This is a genomic window from Dyella sp. EPa41 (genome assembly GCF_016586165.1).
Classification (GTDB): domain Bacteria; phylum Pseudomonadota; class Gammaproteobacteria; order Xanthomonadales; family Rhodanobacteraceae; genus Dyella.
In genome coordinates, this window is the sequence record NZ_BCPR01000133.1 from 1 (window position 1) to 5,618 (window position 5,618).

Below are 5,618 nucleotides of genomic sequence, written 5' to 3' on the forward strand. Positions count from 1 at the left end.
AGTAACGAGCGCATCACGGCTGGCCTCGCTCATCCGACGCTCCTATCCCGCATATCGCTATGAGCCTTGGCTCTGAAGGCCATTTTCTTTGGGTTACTTTTCTTTTGGGCCAGCAAAAGAAAAGTGACTCGAGCGTCCCACGGGACTAGCTTCGCGTCGCCGGCAGGGGATCGAAACGCCCGCCGCGTAGGCGGCAACCTAGCCGTGTCGCGACAGCCGAAGACTGTCGCTACTGGATCCCGGCCTACGCCGGGATGACGACCGTGGAGACTGTCGCGAAAGGCTGTCGCGCACTGGGTGCGCTCCTACAGGCAGGTGTGGCGTGGTTCAGCGCGTCACGTCCTCGTCGTCGGGGGTGACGTTCGTGGGTTTTTCGCGCTCGCGCTCGGCCTCGGGCGAGGCATCGGCCTGGAACAGCTGGTCGAGGTCGGCCAAGGCTTCGCGCGTGGTCTGCACGATGCGGGCATCGTCGTCGTACACCAGGTACTGGCGCTTGAGCAGCTCGGCGTCCTGCCGGCGGAAACGCTCCACCCGGTCGGCGGCCAGTTCGGGCGACAGGCCGATCGCCTCCAGCGTCTGGCGCGTCATCTTCAGGCTGGAATACAGCGTCTCGCGGACCGGCATCTCGATGCCCAGGTCCATCAGTCGCCACACGTGCTGGCGGTTGCGCGCGCGCGCGATGATCTTCAGGTTCGGATAGATGCGACGCACCACGCGCGCCGTGCGCAGGCTCGCCTCGGCATCGTCCACCGCCAGCACGAACACTTCGGCCTGGTCCGCCTGCGCGGCGCGCAGCAGTTCCGGACGGGCCGGATCGCCGTAGAAGATGTTGTTCTGCGCACCGAAGCGCTGCACCAGGTCGATCTGCTCCACGGAATGGTCGAGCGCCACGAACGAGATGCCCTGCGCGCGCAGCACGCGCGCCACGATCTGGCCCATGCGGCCGTAGCCCGCGATGATGACGCGCGGCGAGTCGGCGACGATGGTGTCGAACTCGCGCGTCTTCTTGGGCTTGGCACCCAGCGCACGACCGAGCAGCGCTACCAGCAGCGGCGTCAATGCCATCGACAAGGTGATGGCGAGCACTTGCAGGCCATGCTGTTCGCTGGTGATGAGATCCTGCTCGCGCGCGAGCTTCAACACCACGAAGGCGAACTCGCCGCCGCAGGCGAGCAGCACCGCGAGTCGAAGCGAGTCGCGGCGATCGAGGCCCCCGACCACGCGCCCCAGCGGCCACAGCAAGGCGCCCTTGATCAGCAGCAGGCACACCACCAGCATCAACACGCGCTGCGGCTGCGCGAACAACAGCGTGACGTCCATCGACATGCCGACGCTGATGAAGAACAGGCCGAGCAACAGGCCCTTGAACGGCTCGATGTGCGATTCCAGCTCGTGGCGGTATTCCGAGTCGGCCAGCAGCACGCCGGCGAGGAACGCGCCCAGCGTGGCCGAAAGCCCCACCAGTTCCATCAACCAGGCCGTCCCCATCACCACCAGCAACGCCGTGGCGGTGGACACTTCCACGCTGTCGGTGCGCGCGACGAAGCGGAACACGGGACGCAACAGGTAACGGCCGCCCACCATCACCGCGACGATGGCGCCGCCGGTGCGCAGCACCGCGTAGAGGTCAAAGCCATGCTTGCCGGAAGCGCTGGCGAGCAACGGCACGGCGGCGATCAAGGGAATCGCGGCCAGGTCCTGGAACAGCAGGATGGCGAAGGCCTGGCGGCCATAGCGCGAGCCGGCCTCCTTGCGCTCGGCCAGGATCTGCAGGCCGAACGCCGTCGAAGACAAGGCAAGGCTGCCACCGACGATGGTCGCGGCGTTCACCGTCAAGCCGAACAGGTAATAGGCCGCGGCACCGATCACCAGGCTGCTCGCCAGCACCTGCAGCAGGCCGGTGCCGAACACCTGTCGGCGCATCACCCACAGGCGTTGCGGGGAAAGCTCCAGGCCGATCACGAACAGCATCAGCACCACGCCGAATTCGGAGATCGTGCTGACGCCGGCGGTGTCGTTGACCAGGCCCAGTTCCTTCGGGCCGATGACGATGCCCGCCAGCAGATAGCCCAGCACCGAGCCCAGCTTGAAGCGCTTGGTGAGCGGCACCGCGATGACGGTCGCCACCAGGAATACCAGCGCCGTCTCCAGAAAATGGTGGCTATCCACTCGCACACTCCATTCGGGGAAACAACATTATTCCACGCGGCCGCCGCAATGACCCGGCCAATCATCACCACCGACGCCGACGCACGTCACAGCCACGCATCACGCGGCCAACGAAAGGCCCTGCCATTGCTGTGCCAGCAAGGCCGCGAGCCGTTGCACCGACGGCGACGAATCCGCTTCCGCACGATGCAGGCACAAGCCCAGCGTACCGAGCGCAGGCAAGGGGGTTTCATGCGGCGCGAGCGCCTGCACGGTCGATGGCAGGCCCAGCGGCGTGCGCAGCGACACGCCAAGGCCAGCCGCCACCGCAGCCCAGGTGCCCGCGAGGCTGGCGCTGGTGAACGCGATGCGCCACGGAATGTGGGCGCGATCCAGCGCCGCAGTGGCGGCGCTGCGCATGATGCACGGCGCCTCGAGCATCACCAGCGGCAGCGGTTCGCTCCCGGGCGGCCAGGAGGCCGGTGAGCCTGCCGCCGAAATCCAGCGCAGCGGCACGTCGCCCAGCCGCTCCGCATGAGGCGTGGCCGCGCCGGCATCCCAGGCGAGCGCCAGGTCGAGGCGGCCGGACGTCACCCGCTCCAGCAGCTCGGTGTTGCGCGCAATGCGCACTTCCACCCGTACCCGGGGGTGAGCGCGGGCAAAGCGTCCCAGCACGTCGGTGAGCAGGCTTTCGCCGAAGTCCTCCTGCAGGCCCAGGCGGACCCATCCTTCCAGCTCGGTGCCGTGCAGCGCCGCGGCGGCTTCGTCGTTCAATTCCAGCAGGCGGCGCGCGTAGGCCAGCATGGTCTCTCCCGCGTCGGTCAGCACCATCCCGCGCCCCGACTTGCGCAATACGGGCGTGCCGGCCTGTTCTTCCAGCTTCTTCAGCTGTGCGCTGACCGCGGACGTAGAACGGCCGAGCCGGTCGGCGGCCCTGGCAAAGCTGCCCAGCTCGATGCCGGCCACGAAGGTGCGCAGCACGTCGAGATCGAAGTTCACCCGTCGCATGGCAACTGTCCTGATTTTTTGGACTATTGATTCAATATTTTCTGATTTTCAGAACAATACTGTCCGCCCTAGTCTGGCCCCCGTCAACCCGATCCCGGAGGCCTCCCATGACGATACGTTCCGATCAGGGCCAACGCGGTTTTGGCGATATCGCTCCCGCGCTGGCCGAACTCACCGACCGCGTGCTGTTCGACGGTGTCTGGGAAGACCCTTCCCTCTTGCCACGCGACCGCAGCCTGGCCACCGTCTCCGCGCTGATCGCCCTGGGCCGCGTGGAGCCGTTGCCATGTCATCTGCGGCGCGCACTCGACAACGGCATTTCGCAGGATGAACTCGCCGCCCTGATCACCCATCTCGCGTTCTACGCCGGCTGGCCGGCGGCCGCCTCGCCGGTTCCGCGACTGCGCGAGCTGGCCAAGGGAAAGCCCGCGCCATGATCGCCATGCAATACAGCTTCGCCTTGCCGGCGGATTACGACATGGCGATCGTGCGGCGTCGCATCGCCGAGAAAGGGCCCAGCCTCGACCACTTCGACGGCCTGCACCTGAAGGCCTACCTGCATGCGACGAAGGGCACGCATTCCGGCGAAAACCTCTATGCACCCTTCTATGTCTGGCGTGACAGCGAGGCCATGCAGCGCTTTCTCGGCGGCGCCGGGTTCCAGGCGCTTGCGCAGGCTTTCGGCTGGCCATCGATCCGCTGCTGGCAGGTCTGGGACGCCTATTTGCCGCCGCGGGCTCGACAGGCACGCTTCGCCTCGCGGGAGATCCACCCCATCGCGCCGTATACCGCACTGGATGACGTGCGCAACATCGCACGCGAAACACTCCAGCGTGACGTGGAACGCAGCGCAATCGCCGCCGTCACGGCCTTCGAACCGACCACCTGGACCCGGGTGAGCTTCCGCCTGTTCGACGAAACACCGTCCTTCGCCCCCGCCGATGCCCGCCAGTGGTACGGCGTCGGCCATGTCTCGCAACCCTGACCCACCGGAGCCTTCCATGCCCCTCGTGCGCATCTCCCTTCGCCGCGGCAAGTCCGCCCAGCACATCGCCGCCATCCGCAACAGCATCTACCGCGCGATGATCGAGAGCTTCAACGTGCCGCAGAACGACCGCTTCATCGTGGTGCACCAGCACGACGCGGAGGAGTTCGACTACGACCCGAATTACCTCGACATCGCGCGTACCGACGACCTGGTGATCATCCAGATCGCCTGCAACAACACGCGCACGGTGGAGCAGAAGCAGGCGTTTTACCGATGCGCCGCCGAACTGCTCGGCAGGGAGCCCGGGCTACGACCGCAGGATGTATTCATCAACCTGCTCGAAACCGGCAAGGAGAACTGGTCGTTCGGCAACGGCGTGGCGCAGTACGTCTGAGCGCGAACTGACTGCGGCGGCGGGAGCGCACCCGGTGCGCGATCGCCGGCGTTGCGGACTACTGCGGCCATCGGCCTTGGCTTCCAGCCCCGCTTCATCGCTTCGCCGGCTTTTCGCGCGCCGGGTGCGCTCCTGCAACGAGCGGTTTCACCAACAGGCGCCGCGGCCCGGTGCCTTCGGCGGCCAGCTTGTCGCCGGGATTGCGCAGGCGACAGCGATCGATGGAGAGACAGCCGCAGCCTATGCAGTCGTCCAGGGTGTCGCGCAGTTTCTTCAGCTGCGCGATACGCCCGTCGAGATCGGCACGCCATGCGGCGGACAAATGCGCCCAGTCTTCCCGCCCCGGCGCCGCCGTAACGGGCAAGCCGGCGAGTGCAGCGGCGATGTCGGACAGGGAAATTCCCACCCGCTGCGCCACGCGGATGAACGACACGCGGCGCAGCACCGCGCGCGGATAACGACGCTGGTTGCCGACCGAGCGTTCGCTGCCGATCAATCCCTTGGCTTCGTAGAAATGCAGCGCTGACACCGCCACGCCGCTGCGGCGCGCGACCTCGCCCACGGTGAGCATCGAAGGCACGCCGACCGGGCCTGGCGACTTGTCCACGAGCACCCCCTTGACCTCAAGTTAAGTTGAGGTCCTAGAGTGCCATGAAACACGTCGACGGAGACCGTTCCATGTCCACCCAACCCATCTATCGCATCGATCGCTTCAACGTACCCGCGCACGCCCTGCCCGCCTTCATGGAACGCGTGCGCCATACGCAGCGCACCCTCGACGAACTGCCCGGCTGCCGCCAGAACCTCGTGCTCAGCCAGCCGGACCTGGCCGGCGAATACAACGTGATGACCCTGGTCGAGTGGAGCGACGAGCTCCACCTCGCCGCCGCCAAGTCATTCATGCAGAAGCTGTACGCGGAGGAACGTTTCGACCCCGCGGCTTTCATGCATGGCCTGGGCGTAAAAGCGGACCTGGGGATTTATCGGCACGCGTGAAGGAGTCTTTTCCACGCCACGTTCAGCGCCCCCGCAAGCACCCACCCCTCACCCCAACCCTCTCCCCGGAGGGGAGAGGGGGAA

At 66.5% G+C, this 5,618-nt stretch carries 7 protein-coding genes; 4 read left to right on the forward strand and 3 right to left on the reverse strand.

The window, feature by feature from the left end:
• Positions 1-327: 327 nt before the first annotated feature.
• Positions 328-2,169 (reverse strand): monovalent cation:proton antiporter-2 (CPA2) family protein, encoded by a 1,842-nt coding sequence (locus JMF82_RS21520; RefSeq protein ID WP_201316567.1) that lies wholly within the window; start codon positions 2,167-2,169, stop codon positions 328-330.
• Positions 2,170-2,268: 99 nt separating this feature from the next.
• Positions 2,269-3,156: a LysR substrate-binding domain-containing protein gene (locus JMF82_RS21525; RefSeq protein WP_201316568.1), complete on the reverse strand. Its 888-nt coding sequence runs from the start codon at positions 3,154-3,156 to the stop codon at positions 2,269-2,271.
• A gap of 107 nt (positions 3,157-3,263) precedes the next feature.
• Between JMF82_RS21525 and JMF82_RS21530 the strand changes: the two genes are divergently transcribed.
• The 3 genes from JMF82_RS21530 to JMF82_RS21540 are packed head-to-tail and all read left to right on the forward strand — an operon-like array spanning position 3,264 to position 4,538.
• On the forward strand, positions 3,264-3,593 hold the full coding sequence (locus tag JMF82_RS21530; protein ID WP_201316569.1) for a carboxymuconolactone decarboxylase family protein: 330 nt from the start codon (positions 3,264-3,266) through the stop codon (positions 3,591-3,593).
• On the forward strand, positions 3,590-4,141 hold the full coding sequence (locus JMF82_RS21535) for a DUF4865 family protein (protein ID WP_201316570.1): 552 nt from the start codon (positions 3,590-3,592) through the stop codon (positions 4,139-4,141). The genes JMF82_RS21530 and JMF82_RS21535 overlap by 4 nt, the downstream gene beginning before the upstream one ends.
• Positions 4,142-4,157: 16 nt before the next feature.
• Entirely contained in the window at positions 4,158-4,538 is a 381-nt protein-coding gene (locus tag JMF82_RS21540) for a tautomerase family protein (protein WP_201316571.1), read from the forward strand.
• Positions 4,539-4,632: 94 nt separating this feature from the next.
• Here JMF82_RS21540 and soxR read toward each other — a convergent pair whose 3' ends face one another.
• On the reverse strand, positions 4,633-5,118 hold the full coding sequence (gene soxR / locus JMF82_RS21545) for a redox-sensitive transcriptional activator SoxR (RefSeq protein WP_304487926.1): 486 nt from the start codon (positions 5,116-5,118) through the stop codon (positions 4,633-4,635).
• Between the two features lie 98 nt (positions 5,119-5,216).
• Here soxR and JMF82_RS21550 point away from each other — a divergent pair, with 98 nt between their 5' ends.
• Complete coding sequence (locus JMF82_RS21550; protein WP_201316572.1) at positions 5,217-5,534, forward strand: hypothetical protein; 318 nt, start codon at positions 5,217-5,219, stop codon at positions 5,532-5,534.
• The last annotated feature ends 84 nt before the right edge of the window (positions 5,535-5,618 follow it).

What these genes read in the sequence shown, in the direction of transcription:
- JMF82_RS21525 (WP_201316568.1), bottom strand. Translation starts at nt 3,156, where the DNA reads ATGCGACGGGTGAACTTCGATCTCGACGTGCTGCGCACCTTCGTGGCC.
- JMF82_RS21530 (WP_201316569.1), top strand. Translation starts at nt 3,264, where the DNA reads ATGACGATACGTTCCGATCAGGGCCAACGCGGTTTTGGCGATATCGCT.
- JMF82_RS21550 (WP_201316572.1), top strand. Translation starts at nt 5,217, where the DNA reads ATGTCCACCCAACCCATCTATCGCATCGATCGCTTCAACGTACCCGCG.
- JMF82_RS21540 (WP_201316571.1), top strand. Translation starts at nt 4,158, where the DNA reads ATGCCCCTCGTGCGCATCTCCCTTCGCCGCGGCAAGTCCGCCCAGCAC.
- JMF82_RS21535 (WP_201316570.1), top strand. Translation starts at nt 3,590, where the DNA reads ATGATCGCCATGCAATACAGCTTCGCCTTGCCGGCGGATTACGACATG.